The organism is Pseudoalteromonas sp. ESRF-bin5 (assembly GCF_002632075.1).
Taxonomy (GTDB): domain Bacteria; phylum Pseudomonadota; class Gammaproteobacteria; order Enterobacterales; family Alteromonadaceae; genus Pseudoalteromonas; species Pseudoalteromonas marina.
This window is the reverse complement of the sequence record NZ_NTLW01000151.1, coordinates 1-19,780: the sequence shown is the minus strand read 5'-3', so window position 1 is coordinate 19,780 and position 19,780 is coordinate 1. Positions and strand designations below refer to the sequence as shown.

Below are 19,780 nucleotides of genomic sequence, written 5' to 3'. Positions count from 1 at the left end.
GGACACTTATGAACTCACTACAGCACATAATTAACCGTCGCGATTGGGAAAACCCTATTTCGGTGCAAGTTAATCAAGTAAAAGCACACAGCCCACTTAATGGTTTTAAAAGCGTTGACCATGCCCGTACCAACACACAATCACAAAAACAAAGTTTAAACGGTCAGTGGGATTTTAAATTATTTGATAAACCCGAAGCGGTTGATGAGTCATTACTAAGTGAGGCACTCGCCAGCGACTGGCAAAGTATACCTGTGCCTTCTAACTGGCAACTTCATGGCCTTGATAAACCTATTTACTGCAACGTTAAATACCCATTTGCCGTAAACCCGCCATTTGTACCAAGCGATAACCCAACAGGTTGCTACCGCACAGAGTTTACTATTACGGCGGAGCAATTAGCTCAGCGAAACCATATTATTTTTGAAGGCGTAAACTCGGCGTTTCACCTTTGGTGTAACGGACAATGGGTGGGCTACTCGCAAGATAGCCGCTTACCCAGCGAATTTGATTTAAGCGAGCTGTTAGTGGCTGGCACCAACCGTATTGCGGTTATGGTTATCCGTTGGAGCGATGGCAGTTACCTAGAAGATCAAGACATGTGGTGGTTGAGCGGTATATTCCGCGATGTTAATTTACTTACCAAACCACAAAACCAAATACGCGATGTATTTATAACCCCAGATTTAGACGCCTGCTACCGCGATGCCACTTTGCATATAAAAACCGCAATAGATGCGCCAAATAACTACCAAGTAGCAGTACAGGTTTTTGATGGTGAACAGGCACTGTGTGAGCCACAAATACAAAGCACTAATAATAAACGCGTTGATGAAAAAGGCGGCTGGAGCGATGTCGTATTTCAAACAATTGATATACAAAGCCCTAAAAAATGGACCGCCGAAACCCCAACCTTATACCGCTGCGTTGTAAGCTTACTAGATGAGCAAGGCAATACTATAGACGTAGAAGCCTACAACATTGGCTTTAGAAAAGTAGAAATGCTCAACGGGCAGCTTTGCTTAAACGGCAAACCGCTGCTTATTCGCGGTGTTAATCGCCACGAGCATCACCCAGAAAACGGCCATACAGTGAGCACTGCCGACATGATTGAAGATATTAAGCTGATGAAGCAAAATAACTTTAATGCTGTACGTACCGCTCACTACCCTAACCACCCTCGTTTTTACGAGCTGTGTGACGAGTTAGGTTTATACGTAGTAGACGAAGCCAATATAGAAACTCACGGCATGTTCCCAATGGGTAGGCTTGCAAGCGACCCGCAGTGGGCTGGCGCATTTATGTCGCGCTATACGCAAATGGTTGAGCGCGATAAAAACCACGCCTCTATTATTATTTGGTCATTGGGTAACGAATGCGGGCACGGTGCCAACCACGATGCGATGTACGGTTGGTCAAAAAGCTTTGATCCATCGCGCCCAGTGCAATACGAAGGTGGCGGCGCAAATACTACCGCTACCGACATTATTTGCCCTATGTACGCCCGTGTAGATACCCATATTGCCGACGACGCCGTACCTAAATACTCTATTAAAAAGTGGTTAAGTCTACCGGGCGAAACGCGTCCACTCATTTTATGTGAGTACGCCCATGCAATGGGTAACAGCCTAGGTAGCTTTGACGATTACTGGCAAGCATTTAGAGAATACCCGCGTTTGCAAGGCGGCTTTATTTGGGATTGGGTAGACCAAGGTTTATCTAAAACTGACGAGAACGGTAAGCACTACTGGGCTTACGGTGGCGATTTTGGTGATGAACTAAACGACCGCCAATTTTGTATAAACGGCTTACTATTTCCAGACCGTACACCGCACCCAAGCCTGTTTGAAGCTAAATACAGCCAGCAACATTTACAATTTACGCTGCGAGAGCAAACTCAAAACCAATACACCGTTGATGTATTTAGCGATTATGTATTTAGAGTAACCGATAACGAAAAACTGGTTTGGCAGTTAATAGAAAATGGCAAATGTGTAGAGCAAGGCGAGCAAATTATTAATATTGCTCCGCAAAGCACGCAAACGCTAACTATTAATACAAAAACGGTGTTTAAAGCAGGTGCGCAATATCACCTTAATTTAGATGTTGCACTGATTAACGACTCAAGCTTTGCAACTGCCGAGCATGTATTAAACACCGAGCAATTTAAGCTTATAAATTGCCAAAGTTTAAGCGCTGATGCATTTTCACCTGCTTTAGCAAACGCCTCAGCACATGGCACTGTAAATATTAGTGAAACCGACACACAGCTTAGTATTGAAGGCGGCACCTTTAAACTTGTGTTTAATAGCCAATCAGGCCTTATTGAGCAATGGCTACACAATCAAACCCAAGTTATTAAAAGCCCATTGCTTGATAATTTTTACCGCGCCCCGCTTGATAACGACATAGGCGTAAGCGAAGTAGATAACCTAGATCCTAATGCATGGGAAGCGCGCTGGCTAAGAGCGGGTATTGGGCTGTGGCAGCGTACATGTCGCTTGTTTGAAGTAGTTCAATCAAAAGTAGATATACGTATTAAATGTGTATTTAGTTATGAATTTAATGGCGCAGTACAAGCAAAAACAACTTGGCTTTATACACTTAATAATACAGGTGAAATTAGCTTAAATGTTGATGTACAACTAAACGATACTCTCCCGCCCATGCCACGCATAGGATTAAGTACAACGCTTAATAAACAAAGCGATACACAAGTAAACTGGCTTGGTTTAGGCCCATTTGAAAACTACCCAGACCGCAAAGCGGCTGCGCGTTTAGGGTATTACAGCGCGCAACATAATGAGCTGCATACACCGTATATATTTCCAACCGATAACGGCGTGCGTAGTGATTGCCAATTACTTAGCATTAATAACTTAACCGTTACTGGTGCGTTTTTATTTGCAGCCAGTGAGTACTCACAAAGCATGTTAACGCAAGCAAAGCACACCAATGAGCTAGTAGCTGGTGATTGCTTACATGTACATATTGACCATCAACATATGGGGGTTGGTGGCGATGACTCGTGGAGCCCAAGTACACATAAAGAATATTTACTAGAGAAAAAACAGTACAGTTATTCACTTACCTTTTTTGCTAAAGACTAAAAATTTTTAGTACAAAAAAAGCCGCTACCATAAAAAGTTAGCGGCTTTTAGTTTTATATTACTTATTAGTGCTTAAGCAACTGCTTGCTCTAAAATTTCACGGCTTTGTTTAAGTGTAATCGCCTGGTTTTCACCTAGTGCTAGCATACCGTGTGCTTCAAGCTTAGCAATAATATTGTCAATTGCTGCAGCTTTATCATGGCCATGCTCAGTAAGCACAGTGGCTACATCTAAGCTGTGGTAAAACGCTTCAATTGCTTGAATTGTTTGCTCTGCTAAATCATCAGATTGCGCTAGGCCAAATACGTTTTTACCCATTTGCTCTAGCTTCGCTTTCTTAACGTCAAACTGGTTACGTAGTAAAGAAGGCTGAACAATAGCAAGTGAACGTGCATGATCAACACCGTAAGCGGCTGTAAGCTCGTGCCCAATCATGTGTGTTGCCCAATCTTGTGAAACGCCTGAACCAATTAAGCCATTAAGTGCTTGGTTTGCAGCCCACATTAAGTTTGCACGCCATGCATCGTCTTGGTTTTCAAAGTTATCGCCCAGCGTTTTAAGCGTTCTTAAAAGTGCCTCTGCATAACCTTCTTGTACTAACGCATTTTGTGGGAAAGTTAAGTATTGTTCACAGGTATGTACCCACGCATCAACTAATCCGTTTACAAGTTGGCGCTGCGGTAATGTTTTCATTACATCTGGGTCCATAATCGCAAATTTAGGCAGTACTTCAGGTGATGCAAACGGTAGTTTTTGTTGTGTTGCTTCTTTACTAACAACTGAGTTCTGATTTGATTCAGAGCCCGTTGCAGGTAACGTAAGTACAGCCCCCAGAGGTAAAGCTTTTGTGATTTTGTATTTACCCGTTAATATATCCCAGCCTTCACCGTCGTATAATGCAGCCGCTGCAACATATTTAACGCCATCAATTACAGAGCCGCCGCCTACACCTAATACAAAGTCGATATCTTGTTCTTTACAAATGTTTACGGCTTGATCTAGTACCTCAACAGTTGGATTTGCACCAACGCCCGAAAACTCGACCCAATCAAAACCTTCAAGTGCGGCAACAACTTGGTCGTACACGCCATTTTTTTTAATAGAACCACCGCCGTAAACGACTAATACTTTTTGATCTTTTGCGATCAAATCAGTTAGTGATGCAATTTGCTGTTGGCCGAACTGAATAAGTGTTGGATTTACGTAGCTAAATTTCATTATTTTGCTCCTAGGTGACGGTTAAATACTAAGTAGAGTACTTAGTTACTCACTAAACTAAATTTCAATGAGTGCATATTAGTGGCAAAAAAAACATTATAAAAGCCTAATAAATGCCTAAAGCTTGCCTAATACTGCCAACATTGTTATTTTACGCAAAATTGGTACGACACAAGGTTTTTTAATGTCCACTATAGCCAGTATGTTGCAGCAATACGCCGAACAAAATGATTTGCTCAACTTTGAAGGCGTTACGAAAACGATTATTCCCGGTGTTTATTTTCATCGTGCGAGTAAAAGCTCACCTCGTCAGCCACTCATTTATAACTCTGGTATTATTTTAGTTGGTCAAGGGCATAAAATTATTCATTTTCCTGATCATCAAATAAAATATGGTGCAGGCGACTACCTTGTTTTGGGTGTCCCCGTCCCCCTTGAGTGCGAAGCCTTTACTGATAATGGCCTACCGGTAATGGGCGTAGTAATAGATATAAACCCAGTAACATTGCATAAGTTAGTAAACCAAATGGGCGAATATACCCCGTTTACTTCAGGGCAAATGAGCGGTGTACAATCAGCAAAAATAGATGGTGCTATGGAGCAAGTAACTCATCGTTTATTAAGCGCACTTAATAACCCTTTAGAGGCCGAAATTTTTGGGCAAGACATAATAAAAGAGCTGGTATACCGTGTACTTTGTGGCCCTCAGGGTCATACCTTAATTGGCCTTGCTATGCACGATGGGCACTACGCCCGAATAGCACGAACGCTTTCTACTATGCATAAAAGCTATGCAGATCAAATTACGGTTGAAGGCTTGGCTGAAGAGGTAAATATGAGTGTGTCGTCGTTTCATCGTGCCTTTAAACAAGTGACCTTTGAATCGCCATTGCAATACTTAAAAAAGGTACGCTTAGCAAAAGCAAAAGAACTCATTACAAACAACGGTAGTAAAGCAAATGAGGCCGCATTAAAGGTAGGTTACACCAGCCCCTCGCAGTTTAGCCGCGAGTTTAAGCGCCACTTTAATAAAACGCCAAGCGAGGTCGTACCTCAATTAAATAGCTAAATGAATGGGCTATGCTAGTATAAAATTATGTAGTATTTTTATCTTGCGCCTATGGCTTACAAAAAGTTTAATGCACTTTTCCTACCTAACAATCTTAAAACGCAACTAAAAAGGTATTTGCTGTTAGGTGTTATTTTTGTTTTTTCTAATCTTTTATTTAATAAGTCTGCATTTGCAAATCAACATTGTGAAATTAACCAAATTAGTCCACAAATCACTTCAGCAAACACATTAAATAAACAAACGCCTTTAAGACTAAAAATTCAATCTGGCAGAGTTCAATACGCTGTAAATTGCCAGTTACAGCAAGCTGGTGTTCTTAGCTTTAACCGCTCTACCCTTGAGCGCTTTGAGTGGCGCCAAAACGATGAAATACACAATCCAATTAGATACAACAAACCAGCTTATTTTATCGACTCAGGTGCAACAACCGCCCTATTAACTTTGTATTCTCCAGTCGAGTTTCGCCCGGTATTTAAGTGGCAACCAATGCCTGTATTTATACAAAAAAGCCAACAACAAAACCTAATTTTAGGGCTGTTTTACGGCTTGTGTATCACGCTTATATTGTATGTATTAATTATGGGGAGCCGCCTTAACGACGATACATTTAAGCTCTACAGCTTATACATTTTTTGTATTGGTGGCTTTATTCTTATGCAAGAAGGGCAGCTGTATTTATTTTTAACCTCGCAGCACAGTAGCAGTTTATTTAACATATACCTTTTATTTATTGGCCTATGTGTTCTAAGCGCGACATGGTTTATTTGCGCTCTTTTACAAATCAAAACAAGCTGGCCAAAAGTAGATACTGCCTTAAAGTGTTTAGCTGTAGTTGTCATGCTATTTAGCGTTTTACAAATACTGTTTAAAACCCCTCAAGTATGGGCTCTTTTAAGTAAAGCTACAGGCTATGTAACGCTTTGTATTGTAGGGTGTGTCTTTGTGCTTTCCGCTTTGCAAGCACGCAAAGGCATTCGTGAAGCAACACTGGTGTTTATTGCTCTAAGCTTTGTATTTGTCAGTATGATTTTTAGAATATTATTAATAGACGAAAGTCCATTTATGCGTCGCTACGGGTTAATTATAGCTTTTGCTGTAGAGTCATTTTTACTCGCCGTGGCGGTTTCAAGGCGTATTAGTCGGATGAGGATTGCAAAAAAACGCGCCGAAACCGAAGCCGATTATGATCACCTTTGCGGTATTTTAAACCGCAGAGGGTGGTGCAAAAAATCGGCAGATTTAATAGAACATCATATAAAAAGTGGCGGTGTGCTCTGTTTAATTTATATAGATTTAGATGACTTTAAACAAATAAATGACACTCACGGTCACGCCGTTGGAGACCAAGCACTGTGTAAAGTTGCTCACCATTTAAAAGCTATTGTGCGCAGTAACGATGCCATAGGACGTTTAGGAGGTGATGAATTTGTAGTGCTAGCGCACTTTTATACTAAGGCTCAGGTAAGCCCAAAAGTTCACTTTTTAAAAACTGAATTAGCCAAACTCACTATTGATCATAATACTGAACAATTAGCCATAAAAGCGAGTGTTGGTAGTGCTGTATTTAGTGATCCACCTAAAAACATTGATGACCTTTTAAAAGCTGGCGATGCTGCTATGTACCATGAAAAGCTAAAAAGAAAAGCAACACCGCTTACGTTAGTCGATTTATAAAATCGTCAAATTTTACACATAAAAAAACCACTAAAAAGTGGCTTTTTATAAAAGTTATACTTTTTTAAATAAAACCTCGGGGTTAACCATAGTCTTCATTTCGAGCACGTTGCCATTAGTATCTTCGATAAAAAATGTTTCTTGCTCAAATTCGTCGCCAATGAATCGACGATATGGCTTATCTAGGTATTCTAAGCCAGCGTCTTCTATACGTTTTTTTAAATTGTTAAATTCATCTTCAGATAAGTGAATGCCAAAATGAGGAACCGCAACCGCCCCCATATCTACATCATGGCGAACAGTAGGTAATCGTTCAACGCTTTGGTGTAATGTAAGTTCGTTACCCCAAAAGTCGATGTCGACCCAACGACCCTCTTCACTATTACCGGTTTTACAACCGAGTACGTCACAATAAAATGTTTTAGCTACTTCTAAGTCGCCGGCCGGAATTGCCAAATGCAAACAATTAGACATAAATTACCTTTGGTTATTTCTTAATCTTTAATAAGTTTTCTATATTATACATAAATTGTAATTTACATTACACAAAACACTTCTTTTGAGCATATTTAAACCTTACGGTAGCTTTATTTGATTTCTTTAACTATTCACTCGCAATAGTAAGCACTGCTTTTAAACATTCCCGAGTTACTTTAAACTAAGCGCCCTATGCTTAAATTCTTCCTCGTAAAATTCATCGCTTTTTTTATTGGCTGCTTACTGTGCTTTGTATTGCACTCTGTATTTAATATACCTGCAGTTATTGCTGCATCCTCAGTAGGGCTTGCGGGCTCATTTATTCCTTTTTCTCAGTTATTTAAAAACCACCCGAGCGCTGCTATCTATGCAGGGAGTTTTGCTGGCATGTGCTCGTCGAGTTTAATTAGCAGCTACTGGGAACTGGGGTTTATTTCACTCATAGGCGCATGTTTGTATGTACTTACTTTAAATTTATTTTCTGGCTTTGGGGGGAAATTAGGAAGTATTGCATTTGTAAGCGTTACTGTATTTGCTCTAGCTAAAGGTTCTTTTTTATGACAATAGAATACCCTGCCATTGCATTTTGCGGCGCTTTACTTACATTTTTACTTGCTAAACATAAGCCTTTTAGCCCTGTTAGCGCCTCTTCCGGCTTATCTATAATTGCTTACTATTTTTTTTATTATTTTAACTTACAGCCCGAGCTTTATAGTGCCATTTTTTTTGGTGGTACGTTTATTGGTATGAGTGCGCCAAAGCGTTTTGGTGTATATACAATAACCAGTGCAGCAATGATTTTTGCGATCTTATTTGAATATTTAGTTCCTAAAATTAATAATTATGGTGGAGCACTGGGTATTAGTGCTTTTTTATCTGTATGTGCTTGTCATATATTTATTTTATTTGGGGCGCCACGTAGTAAAAAGCGATAAATAGTTTAACCCCTAACAAACTCCACAGCTGCAAACGTTCAAAAAACACCCAAAAAACCTGATCCATTGTAAAAAAACGCCCGTAACGTTACGAGATTGTTAATTACATCTCACACAGAAGGATCAGGTCATGAACAAATTACTGAAGGTATGCCTCATTACATTTCCCTTGTTGCTAGCACAAGGGTGTAATGACGATGATGACGATAACACCCCTGTACAAGTTGAGCCCGAATCATCTTCAACCATTGTTGACGTAGCAAGAGACGCAGGTAACTTTACCACTTTAGTTGCAGCACTAGAGGCAACAGGTTTAGACGATACTCTTGCCGACACTAGCCAAGAATTTACTGTTTTCGCTCCTACCGATGATGCCTTTGCGCTACTTGGCGAAGACACAATAAACGGATTGCTAGCAGATACAGATACACTAAGTTCAATACTCACTTATCACGTAGTTTCAGGTAGCGTTAACGCTGAAGCTGCAATTGGTCTTGCTGGTACAACGGTTGACACTGTAAACGGCGGCAAAGTCGCTTTATCGTTAAATGGCGATAGCTTGTTAATAAACACAAGCACAGTAACCATGACTGACATTGCAACTGACAACGGCATCATTCATGTAATTGATGCAGTACTTATGCCTATCGCCACTGCTGAGGCAGCGCCAACTACCAATATCGTCGAAACAGCACAACAGGCAGGTGGATTCACCACGTTACTTGCTGCATTAGACGCTGCGGGTTTAACAGCAGCATTAAGCGACGAATCAGCACAGTTCACTGTTTTTGCACCCACCGACGCGGCCTTTGAAGCCGTTGGTAGCAAAATGATCAATACGCTTTTAGCAAACCCAGATGTACTTGGCGACATTTTAAAGCAACATGTTTTGAGTGGCGCGGTTGATTCGGTAACTGCTATGTCATTAAATGGTCAATCTGCAGAAACGCTGCTAGGCAACGCTCTTCCAATTACAATTAATGCCGAAACAGACATGTTAATGTTTGGTGGTGCCAATATTGTGGTTAAAGACATTGCTACAACTAATGGGGTAATTCATGTAATCGATTCAGTTATTGTGGCTGATGTAACACTGCCTGAAAGCTTTGGTACAATTGCTGATGTTGCCAGCGATAATGGTAACTTTACAACACTGATTGCCGCACTAGCTGCTACAGGGTTAGACACTTTAGTTGCTAATCCTACCAATACATTTACAGTATTTGCTCCCACCGATGACGCTTTTGCAGCGCTTGGCCAAGACACTATTGATGCACTACTTGCAGACACTGATACACTTCGCGATATTTTACTTTACCATGTAGTTGCTGATGCAAGCGTTTTATCTGACGCAGCAGTCACCATTGCAAATAGCGAAAATAATAAAGTGGAAATGGCAAATGGCGATATGGCCGCTCTATCATACGTAGACAGCGCACTGTTTATTAACGACTCTGCCGTCACTGCGGCAAATGTAACAGCCGATAATGGTGTAATTCATGTACTCAATAAGGTCATTATGCCACCAGCCGAAGTAGGCACACCTACCAAAACAATTGCTACTGTTGCAACAGAAACAGACGCACTTTCAACATTAGTGACAGCCTTACAAGCTGCTGACTTAGTTGATACGTTTAATGATACGACAAAATCGTTCACCGTATTTGCTCCAACAAATGCCGCATTTAGTAAAATCCCAACGGATACCTTAAACGCGCTACTCGCTGATACAGATGCATTAACCGGCGTATTAACGCAGCACGTTTTAGGTGCTCAAGTAGGTAGTACAGATGCGTTTGCAACAAACGGTAAAATGGTCACTACGCTTGCTGAAAACATGATAAGTGTAAACATTGTCGACTTTACTAGTACCACCAATGCTGCAACAGACAGTGTTGCATACGATGCAGACAACGCACGCTTAGTAACAGGCATGGCTGATAGCACTACGGGTAAAACGCTTTACGTTTTTGACAACGACTTAGGTGAGTCAATGAGCGTATGTGAAGATACATGTGCTACAACGTGGCCACCAGTGCTGGGCACAGCGGACTCTATTGAAAACATACCGGGTTTATCACTTATTGCTCGTGCAGATAGCACTATGCAGGTTGCATATCTAGGTCGTCCATTATATACCTACTCAGGCGATACTGCTCCTGGCGATGAAAATGGCCAAAGTGTAGGCAATGTTTGGTGGCAAGTAAGCTTACCTGCAACTTCATTGCAAGTTGCTGGTAGTAACGTAACAACGACCGACATATACACTAGCAATGGCGTGGTTCATTTGATTGATACAGTCATTACTACTGCACAATAGTTTCTTTCCTTAGACAACAAAGTTAAGAGTGGATAACCACTCTTAACTTTTATAACTCACGTCATTATCATTGTTTTTCTGCGAACTAGTTGGGTAACCAAATAAAATACTTAGCTTAGCTTTAAACCCTTTTGCTGTATAAGTTTGTTTAATTAAATGCCACCATTGATGAAATGTAATTGTAACTGGATTATTGCTATTTAACTGCCCCACAATGCCATACTTACATGGCTTATTAGAGTCTTCTTCAACAAATGTACCAAACAACTTATCCCAGATTATAAGTACGCCTGCAAAATTTTTATCCAAGTATTCTCGGTTTATAGCGTGATGAACACGATGATGCGACGGCGTATTGAATACGCTTTCAAACCACCCAAGTTTTTTAACTATTTGTGTATGCACAAAAAACTGATACGCCAAGTTTAACGCAACAACAGTAAGTACCGTTATAGGATCAAAGCCGATTAAAATCATAGGTAACCAAAATACCCACATACCTGCTAAGGGGTACATTAAGCTTTGCCTGAATGCCGTTGTAAAATTCATTTTTGTAGAGCTATGATGCACAACATGTGCAGCCCATAACCAATGAATATTATGCGACGCCCTATGAAACCAATAATACAAAAAGTCTTGAAATATAAAGGCAAACAAAACAGTAAATACCGAGAGCTCTATATCGAACACGCGGTATTCATATAACCAATTAAATAATGGCATCAGTAATATTAAAGACACCGCATCAGCACCTTGGTGCAATAACGCCAAGACCGTATTCGCCATGCTGTCTTTTATATCGTAAAAATGCCTGTATTTAATAAATTCAACACTAACAAATACTAAAAAAATGGGACTAAGTGCAAGTAAAATTACTTCAATGGTCATGCTGTGCCGCCTTAAAATAATGCTGTAATTTTTTAAGTGCTTGCGATATATCATGTTTAACAAGTAACTTTATTAAGCTACCCGGCATCCACCATGGTGGCCTAAAGGCGATACAATACCTAAGCGCTGTAGCAATATTTTTTTCATGCTCAATAGCAATTAAATATATGTCTCCTTGATGATTCTCCACCGGCTTATCACCCATTATGCGATAACAAATATGATTACTGCTGGCATGTATAATTTGTTCATTAAAAGCAACAAGCGGCGTTTTAACTTGCCTTATAGCACCTGCCCCACCTTTCATTTCACCTTTATTATGGGGTTTTAATTGTGAAAATTGAGCATTAAAAAAGCGCTCTAAACAGGCATGTTCCAGCAATACAGCCGCCACCTTCTCAGGCGGAGCAAATAAAGTACATTTTAAATTTATAGAAACCATAAGTGACCAATACTTAAAATAAGGCCTCTAGCATAATAAAATTTAACGTGGCAAACTTGCTCATACGCGATCATTTTTTAGCTTTAGGCGACAAATGCAAACCATTGCCGATCATTACTTTTCTAGTATTCTTGATTATCTACAAAGCCAAGGTTTAAATAATGAAGATGCTCTAAAGGCAATTAATTTTACTGAATTTAGTAATCGCACAAAACAACAACTATCACCACGCATAAGCCTCAAAAGCTATAACGCATTGCTTAATTATGCTCAAAATACACTTAAAGATCCTTTATTTGGCTTTAGACTAGGTCAGAATATTCGTACGGCTGACTATGGCGTTTTGGGATATTTAGTCGAGTCCAGTAACGGATTAAGCAACGCTATACAAGCGCTTTTAAATTACGACCGCTTAGTGGCAAATATAGGTAAAGCACAATTTGAGCAACAAAAAAGCCAAGCAACTATCCGCTGGTTTCCCCATGCTCAATGTAATGAACAAGTAGTACTAAGAAATATGACAGCTTGGGTGAGTGTTGTACGCCAATTACTCAATAACGAATTATCACCGACACAAGTTAGCTTTCAATATCACTTTACTCAAGCGCAAATAAATACGCTAGCAACATGGTTTAATTGCCCAATTTTAACTAATGCAAAACACAACGAAATTTGTTTTCCGAGTAGCTATTTAAACCTGAACTTTAAAACTGATAACGCTGCTATTTATTTAGCACTAAAGCAAGTATCTGATCAGCAATTAAGTCATTTTACTAACCAGCAAAATATAACTGAAAATGTCAGCCAAATTTTAATGGCAAAGCTCGATTTACAAAATTGTACGTTAATACGCACTGCAAATGCCCTAAGTATGACACCACGCACCTTGCAACGGCACTTAAAATTGCACGGTACAACGTTTGCCCTCATGCTTGAAAACGAGCGAAAGCGACGTATTAACGAACTGCCTAATAAACCTAATTTAGCACAGCTAGCATTGCTGCTTGGATTTAAAGATCAAAGCTCTTTTAATCGTGCTTTTAAACGCTGGTATTCGTGCAGCCCACTAGAATACTTTAAAACGAAGATGGGGTAATTTTACTTTGATTTACTTTTATTAAACATTTAAGTTTATATTTCAGGCAATATTATTTAAACTCAACCAATGTTGGCTAAAAAAGACTTTTTTATGTACCTGCGTGTTGTAATTAGCGCCTTTGTATTTATGTTTTGTACTGCGGTAAATGCAATGAGTACAGTAAACTTTATTGCCGAAGATTTGCACCCTTATCACTTTAAAAACGAGAATGGTCAAGCCGATGGCGCACTTGTTGATATAGCCAAAGCCGTTTTAAAAATCACATCATTAAACGCTAAATTTGAAATAATGCCCATGGCGCGCGCATTTCACGAGCTTGAAAGTAATCCAAACACTATTTTACTTTCTTTATTAAAAACTCCTACGCGCACAAATAACTTTAAATGGTTAGGCAGTGTTTATTTTACCGATGCCTACGTGGTTAGCTTAAAAAGCAATAAAGCACAAGCCACACACTTAAACCACACTAAGTTTTATAAAATAGGCACTATTCGCGGGTACTCAAGTGCTAAGTATTTAAAGCAAATGGGCTTTAAAGAAGACAAAAATTTAGTATTGGTGAGCTACTACCAGCAACTTTGGCAAATGCTTTACAAAAAACGTATCGACTTTGCCTTAATGAATACACTCACATTAGAAAACGAGTTAAAAATGTCGGGCTTAGATCCAAACCTTATCACCAAGCGCATTCACTTAGATGACTTTCCTTCAACGCTTTATTTTGCCAGTAATAAAATGCTTGAAGAAAGTACAGCCAACACCTTATCGCAAGCACTTGTAATAATTAAGCAAAACGGTGAATACGAAGCAATTTTAAATAAATGGAAACTTCCGCTTCCTACCACTGCCAATAAACTGTAATAAATACGCACTACAATTTTAGTAAAGCTGATAACCTAACTTGGCTATGCGAACAATTAAAACACCGCACGGTATAACGCTTAACTATCAAGATGAAGGCAATAAACACTTTCCTGCAGTTATTCTAATAATGGGTTTGGGTGCTCAGATGACCGTATGGCCAGATTCACTATACTATGGTTTGGTTAACAATGGCTTTAGAGTTATCCGTTTTGATAATCGTGATAGCGGACTGTCGACTCATTTGGATCATTACCCCTCTCCTAGTTTAATGAAATCTTGGCTGAGTAAGCGCCTTCCCATACAAAGCCGAACTCCTTATTTGCTCGATGATATGGCAAACGATGTATTGGCGCTTATGAGCGCCCTTAAAATTAAAAAAGCCCATTTTGTTGGCGCATCTATGGGTGGAATGATTGCCCAGCTAATAGCAGCGCAACATAAAAAAAAGGTACTGAGCTTAACCGCTATTATGTCAAGTTCAAGCTTGCCAAGACTGAGTGCTAAAAGCATTGGCGTATTTATTAAGCTTGCCAAATTAAAACCAAAAACACCAAGCCGTGATGAAGCAATTAATTACAACATTAAACTAAACCAACTAATTGGCAGCCCAGCTTACCCTCAATCAGAAGACGCACTTCGCCTGCATGCAACACAAATAGTTGAGCGTTCAAACAACCCTAATGGCTACAAACGCCAGCTCATTGCAATGGCTGCCAGTAAAGATAGGCAACATTTAATTCGAAAAATTAAAACACCTACATTGGTCATTCATGGTAGTCATGATGTAGTCATTAATGTGGGTGAAGGTAAAAAAACGGCCATGCTAATAAAAAAGGCAAAACTAAAAATTGTGCCTGGTATGGGTCATAATTTTGCACCAGAACTCATGCCAAAAATGACAAAATGGCTCACAAAGCATATTAAAAAGGCACAGCGTAAATACATTAAAAAAGCTCAAAAACCACATTGGTATAACCAAATTTAAAATTAAAAAATAAAAAACACAGTAATTGGTAATGTTGATATTTTAAATTGGTATGTTAGATTAACATTAATCAAGGTCGATATTGTCCTTCATTAACATCATCACACAGAGACAACAATGAAAAATCTAACATCTACTTTTAAACTCACAGCACTGGCTGCTGTTACTCCATTGCTGTTTATGGGCTGCGCAAATACAAGCACACCTATTGATAGCAATACACCTGTTCCTGCATCAAAGTTTGATTTATCACAATGGAAAATAAACGTACCTGTTGATTTAAACAACGACGGTAAAATAGACACAATTGATGTTGAAGAAATTCAAACTTACGCGCACCCTGATTTTTTCTATCTTGACGATCAAGGTTATATGGTATTCACCTCGCCAAATAAAGCGCTTACCAGCGCTAACTCTACCAACACCCGCAGTGAGTTAAGGCAAATGATCCGCGGTACTAACACAAAAATAAAAACAAAAAGTTCAAAAAATAATTTTGCATTAGCTGTTCACCCACTCTCTGAGCGCTTTGGCTCTGTAGGTGGAAAAATGGAAGCCACGTTGAAGGTTGATCATGTGGCATTACGCGCTACAGACTCAAGTAAAAAAGCCGCATACTCTGTGGTGGTAGGACAAATTCATGCGGGGAAAGACCAAGCCCTAATAGATACAAAACTGGGTTATGGCTGGGGCAATGAGCCTCTTAAAATTTATTACAAAAAATGGCCCGGCCATAAAATGGGCTCCGTTTTTTGGAACTACGAACGTAACTTACCAAAAACAGATCCTAACCGAACTGATATTACATACCCAGTATGGGGAAACACGTGGGAAAACCCTAATGATCCGGGTGTTGAAGGTATAGCGCTTGGTGAAGATTTTAGCTATACCGTAAACGTACATGGTAATGTAATGCACCTTACCTTTAGCGCAAAAGGCAAAGAGGATGTTAACTACTCAATTAACTTAGGAAACAATGTTGATGCCCACGGCAAAGTGGACGACAAAGATCACCCGCATGGTTATGCTGCCGATTGGCATTATTTCAAGGCCGGTGCTTACAACCAATGCAGTACTAAATCGTCTAAAGGTATTTGGTACCCTGGCTGTTTAGGCACAGGCGAGTGGGCACTCGACAAACAAAACGGTGACTACGCACAAGTGAGCTTTAAAAAGTTAATATTAAGCCCATCCACTAAGCCGTAAGTGTTACTGTAGTTAAGTAGTTTTTAAGTGATGTAAACAGTGGTGAAGGTAAGTTATTAATATCGCACCAGCGCCACTGTATACATTTATTTGGCTCGTTTAGCACAGGCTCACCACCTTCGTAATCAGCTTTTACGTATAAAGTAATGTAGTGTTTGTTTTCAGCACTAAAAATATCGTTAGTAAAATCAAGCTTAGTTATTTGACTAACATTCAGCCCTGTTTCCTCAAATACCTCGCGCATTGCACACAGCTCAACGCTTTCGCCAAATTCTAAATGTCCACCCGGCGTTGCCCATGTATTTGCACCATGCGCACCAATGCGCTCACCTAATAAAATAGTGTTTTGTCGCATAATAATAACGGCAACACCCACTCTAACGTCGTTACTCATACAATTAATTCCTTACAAATATGAAACTATGCTGAGCCGCGCGCCTTAATTTGTCAAACTCACTGCTGCATATTAACCATGTGATTAACTTTTAGCCGACCAAGGTCGAATAGCCTAGGCACATAAAAAAGCCTACCTTTTGTAAGGTCTCTCATACACATTTAGTTTTAGGAGCCTATTATGTCAGGCCTGTATAAACAGCAATACACGAGCTTTAAACAAAACCCAGCCCAGTTTTGGCTAGAACAAAGTAAAAACATTCCCTGGTACAAAACACCAAACCAAGCATATACGCAGGATAAAGACGGCCTTTATCATTGGTTTAGTGATGGACAATTAAATACCAGCTTTCTAGCGCTCGACCAACACGTAATTGCAGGCTTTGGTGACCAAACTGCGCTGATTTACGACTCGCCTGTTACCAATACAAAGCAAACTTATACTTACACTCAACTACAACAAGAAGTCGCTAAATTTTCAGGCGTAATAAAAGCACTTGGTGTACAAAAAGGCGATCGTGTAGTGATTTACATGCCCATGATCCCACAAGCTGTTATTGGTATGTTAGCTTGTGCTCGCTTAGGCGCTATACACTCCGTAGTATTTGGTGGGTTTGCAGCGCATGAACTTGCCGTTCGTATAGACGATGCAAAACCTAAACTAATACTGAGCGCTTCTTGCGGTGTAGAGGTCGATAGCATCATTGAATACAAGCCACTTATTGATGACGCCATAGAGCTTGCCAATCATAAAATAGATCACTGTATTATTTATCAGCGCGACCAAGTTACTGCCAATATGGTCAACAAACGCGATATAGATTGGACACACGCAATGCAAACCGCACAGGCGGCAGATCCAACACCTTTAAATGGCAACGATCCACTTTATATTTTATATACTTCAGGTACAACAGGCACCCCAAAGGGGGTTGTACGTGAAAATGGCGGGCACGCCGTAGCGATGAACTACAGTATGAAAACTGTTTACGGTATGGAGCCGGGCGAGGTATTTTGGGCCGCCTCAGATATTGGCTGGGTAGTTGGGCACTCTTATATTGTGTATGCACCATTAATGTACCGATGTGCAACCGTATTATATGAGGGCAAACCTGTGCGCACTCCCGACGCCACTGCTTTTTGGCGAGTAGTGGAAGAATATAAAGTAAGCGCCTTATTTAGTGCCCCCACAGCATTTAGAGCAATCAAAAAAGAAGATCCTAATGCTGAAGGCTTTAAAAAATATAATACCTCTAGTTTAAAACGATTATTTTTAGCAGGCGAACGCCTCGATCCGCCCACATACAATTGGCTAAAAGAGAAAACTCAGCTTCCGGTACTCGATCATTGGTGGCAAACCGAAACAGGCTGGGCCATTGCGTGTAATCCAGTAGGAATAGAAACATTAACAACCAAACCTGGCAGCTCAACCGTACCTACACCGGGATTTGATGTTCGTATACTCGACATGGACGGTAATGAATGTGCAGCTAACGAACAAGGGGCCGTAGTTATAAAACTACCTTTACCACCCGGATGCTTACCCTCTATCTGGCAAGACACAGCCCGATTTAAAGCCAGTTATTTAAGTGAATACGAGGGCTACTACCTCTCTGGCGATGGCGGATATATAGATGAAGACGGCTACTTATTCATAATGGGCCGCACTGATGACGTTATAAATGTTGCAGGCCACAGACTTTCTACCGGCGAAATGGAAGAAATTGTAGCGGCTCATCCTGCGGTTGCCGAATGCGCTGTATTTGGTGTTAACGACCCACTAAAAGGCCAGCTCCCAATGGGCATGATTGTACTTAAAAATGACTTTACAGGGTCAAGCGAAGAAGTCGAAAAAGCACTTATTGCCTCAGTGCGCAATCAAATTGGCGCCATAGCGTGTTTAAAAAATATAGTTAGCGTAGAGCGCTTACCTAAAACTCGTTCCGGAAAAATACTACGTAAAAATTTACGCCAACTTATTGATGGTGACGAACTACAAATCCCTTCAACCATAGACGACGCCGGTATTTTTGATGAAATAAACCAACAACTCACCCTGCGTTAAACCCAACCAAACAAAGCCACTTTATAATTAATAAAAAGTGGCTTTGTTTATTAGGACATGGGTATATAGAGAGTTAAAAAGGAGTTAACTGAAACAAATAAGAGAATGTAGGTAAACGCTTAGTCACTTTTTAATAACAAACAGTGATTTTAAATATAGGCTCAATAAAATTTTACCTCTATAATGATAACTAAATGTAAATTATTTTTTTAAAAATCAAGGTCTAAATATGTTTGTTTTAAGTTCAACCTACTCGATATTGAAAAACGAAAATGACCAACTAAAAAAAGAAATTGAGAGTTTACGTAATAAAAATACAACGCTTATCAATGAAAATACTTCTCTAATTGAAGAGTTAAATAACCCAAATAATAATGAAGATCATAGTTTCACTCACTCATTACTTTCCAGCTCTATCAATGGTGTTGCTCAAATCGAAGATATAAGACAAACCGTATTGGGCTCTTACTCTAAAATTGATGAAGAAAACAAAGTAAGCGATAAGATAAACACCCTGCTCGAAAAATCAAATAGCTCGCTAAATCATATTGTCAAAGAAATGGATTTAATGACCAGTAAAATGGGAAGCATGACTGAAAACATTTCAGGCCTAGCTAGCATGGCCGGTAAAATCAGTACGTTTGTTTCAACAATTAGTAAAATATCAGATCAAACAAATTTATTAGCACTTAACGCTGCTATTGAAGCTGCCCGTGCGGGTGAAGCTGGCCGAGGCTTTAGTGTTGTAGCAGATGAAGTAAGGGTGCTAGCAACAAACACGAATAAGTCAGCGCAAGAAGTGGCCGACCTAGTAAAAGAAATTATTAACAAAACAGATGAAACAGTGGTATCAGTAGAAGGTATTAAAGAAAATAGTTCGCACCTAAGTGATAATTTTGATGCACTGAATACCGATTACACTTCAATTATCGATTTTTGTAACAACATGAAAAATACGATTTCTCAGGCTGCTACGTTGTCGTTTATTCAAACCGTTAAACTAGATCATGTTGTATGGAAAGGTGACATTTA

Annotated in this window: 17 protein-coding genes; 12 read left to right on the top strand and 5 right to left on the bottom strand. The window is 39.8% G+C overall.

Going from position 1 to position 19,780, the window contains the following annotated elements; all coding sequences use genetic code 11:
* The first annotated feature begins 8 nt into the window (after positions 1-8).
* The gene (locus BCG07_RS08565; protein WP_286889809.1) at positions 9-3,110 is read left to right on the top strand and encodes a beta-galactosidase; all 3,102 of its coding nucleotides are present in this window, start codon (positions 9-11) and stop codon (positions 3,108-3,110) included.
* A 72-nt stretch (positions 3,111-3,182) separates the two neighbouring features.
* On the opposite strand, the gene BCG07_RS08560 is transcribed toward BCG07_RS08565, so the two are convergent.
* Positions 3,183-4,328, bottom strand: coding sequence for an iron-containing alcohol dehydrogenase (locus BCG07_RS08560; protein WP_286889808.1), 1,146 nt, complete (start codon positions 4,326-4,328; stop codon positions 3,183-3,185).
* A gap of 184 nt (positions 4,329-4,512) precedes the next feature.
* Here BCG07_RS08560 and BCG07_RS08555 point away from each other — a divergent pair, with 184 nt between their 5' ends.
* Positions 4,513-5,397 carry an AraC family transcriptional regulator gene (locus BCG07_RS08555; RefSeq protein WP_286889806.1) on the top strand — a complete coding sequence of 295 codons (885 nt, stop codon included), beginning with the start codon at positions 4,513-4,515 and terminating at the stop codon, positions 5,395-5,397.
* 51 nt (positions 5,398-5,448) lie between these two features.
* Complete coding sequence (locus BCG07_RS08550) at positions 5,449-7,074, top strand: sensor domain-containing diguanylate cyclase (RefSeq protein ID WP_286889805.1); 1,626 nt, start codon at positions 5,449-5,451, stop codon at positions 7,072-7,074.
* A gap of 54 nt (positions 7,075-7,128) precedes the next feature.
* On the opposite strand, the gene BCG07_RS08545 is transcribed toward BCG07_RS08550, so the two are convergent.
* The gene (locus BCG07_RS08545; RefSeq protein WP_006791832.1) at positions 7,129-7,548 is read right to left on the bottom strand and encodes a VOC family protein; all 420 of its coding nucleotides are present in this window, start codon (positions 7,546-7,548) and stop codon (positions 7,129-7,131) included.
* A gap of 195 nt (positions 7,549-7,743) precedes the next feature.
* On the opposite strand from BCG07_RS08545, the gene BCG07_RS08540 reads away from it, so the two are divergent.
* From BCG07_RS08540 to BCG07_RS08530, 3 genes are all read left to right on the top strand, one after another.
* Positions 7,744-8,112, top strand: coding sequence for a hypothetical protein (locus tag BCG07_RS08540; protein ID WP_082650897.1), 369 nt, complete (start codon positions 7,744-7,746; stop codon positions 8,110-8,112).
* The gene (locus BCG07_RS08535) at positions 8,109-8,486 is read left to right on the top strand and encodes a hypothetical protein (protein ID WP_006791830.1); all 378 of its coding nucleotides are present in this window, start codon (positions 8,109-8,111) and stop codon (positions 8,484-8,486) included. The genes BCG07_RS08540 and BCG07_RS08535 overlap by 4 nt, the downstream gene beginning before the upstream one ends.
* 130 nt (positions 8,487-8,616) lie before the next feature.
* Positions 8,617-10,806, top strand: coding sequence for a fasciclin domain-containing protein (locus BCG07_RS08530; RefSeq protein WP_286889802.1), 2,190 nt, complete (start codon positions 8,617-8,619; stop codon positions 10,804-10,806).
* Between the two features lie 42 nt (positions 10,807-10,848).
* On the opposite strand, the gene BCG07_RS08525 is transcribed toward BCG07_RS08530, so the two are convergent.
* Both BCG07_RS08525 and BCG07_RS08520 read right to left on the bottom strand, forming a co-directional pair.
* Entirely contained in the window at positions 10,849-11,694 is an 846-nt protein-coding gene (locus BCG07_RS08525; protein WP_286889800.1) for a sterol desaturase family protein, read from the bottom strand.
* The gene (locus tag BCG07_RS08520; RefSeq protein WP_286889799.1) at positions 11,684-12,136 is read right to left on the bottom strand and encodes an SRPBCC family protein; all 453 of its coding nucleotides are present in this window, start codon (positions 12,134-12,136) and stop codon (positions 11,684-11,686) included. The genes BCG07_RS08525 and BCG07_RS08520 overlap by 11 nt, the downstream gene beginning before the upstream one ends.
* Positions 12,137-12,230: 94 nt before the next feature.
* On the opposite strand from BCG07_RS08520, the gene BCG07_RS08515 reads away from it, so the two are divergent.
* From BCG07_RS08515 to BCG07_RS08500, 4 genes are all read left to right on the top strand, one after another.
* On the top strand, positions 12,231-13,232 hold the full coding sequence (locus BCG07_RS08515) for an AraC family transcriptional regulator (RefSeq protein ID WP_286889797.1): 1,002 nt from the start codon (positions 12,231-12,233) through the stop codon (positions 13,230-13,232).
* A gap of 69 nt (positions 13,233-13,301) precedes the next feature.
* Complete coding sequence (locus BCG07_RS08510; RefSeq protein ID WP_286889795.1) at positions 13,302-14,096, top strand: substrate-binding periplasmic protein; 795 nt, start codon at positions 13,302-13,304, stop codon at positions 14,094-14,096.
* A gap of 46 nt (positions 14,097-14,142) precedes the next feature.
* Complete coding sequence (locus tag BCG07_RS08505; protein ID WP_286889794.1) at positions 14,143-15,084, top strand: alpha/beta fold hydrolase; 942 nt, start codon at positions 14,143-14,145, stop codon at positions 15,082-15,084.
* Positions 15,085-15,201: 117 nt separating this feature from the next.
* Positions 15,202-16,290: a polysaccharide lyase family 7 protein gene (locus tag BCG07_RS08500; protein ID WP_286889792.1), complete on the top strand. Its 1,089-nt coding sequence runs from the start codon at positions 15,202-15,204 to the stop codon at positions 16,288-16,290.
* Here BCG07_RS08500 and BCG07_RS08495 read toward each other — a convergent pair.
* A complete protein-coding gene (locus BCG07_RS08495) occupies positions 16,280-16,684 on the bottom strand; it encodes a nucleotide triphosphate diphosphatase NUDT15 (protein ID WP_286889791.1) in 405 nt (134 codons plus the stop codon). The genes BCG07_RS08500 and BCG07_RS08495 overlap by 11 nt on opposite strands.
* 180 nt (positions 16,685-16,864) lie before the next feature.
* Here BCG07_RS08495 and BCG07_RS08490 point away from each other — a divergent pair, with 180 nt between their 5' ends.
* Positions 16,865-18,748 carry a propionyl-CoA synthetase gene (locus tag BCG07_RS08490; protein WP_286889789.1) on the top strand — a complete coding sequence of 628 codons (1,884 nt, stop codon included), beginning with the start codon at positions 16,865-16,867 and terminating at the stop codon, positions 18,746-18,748.
* A 229-nt stretch (positions 18,749-18,977) separates the two neighbouring features.
* Positions 18,978-19,780 (top strand): methyl-accepting chemotaxis protein (locus tag BCG07_RS08485; protein WP_286889788.1); only part of this gene is annotated, 803 nt, incomplete at its 3' end.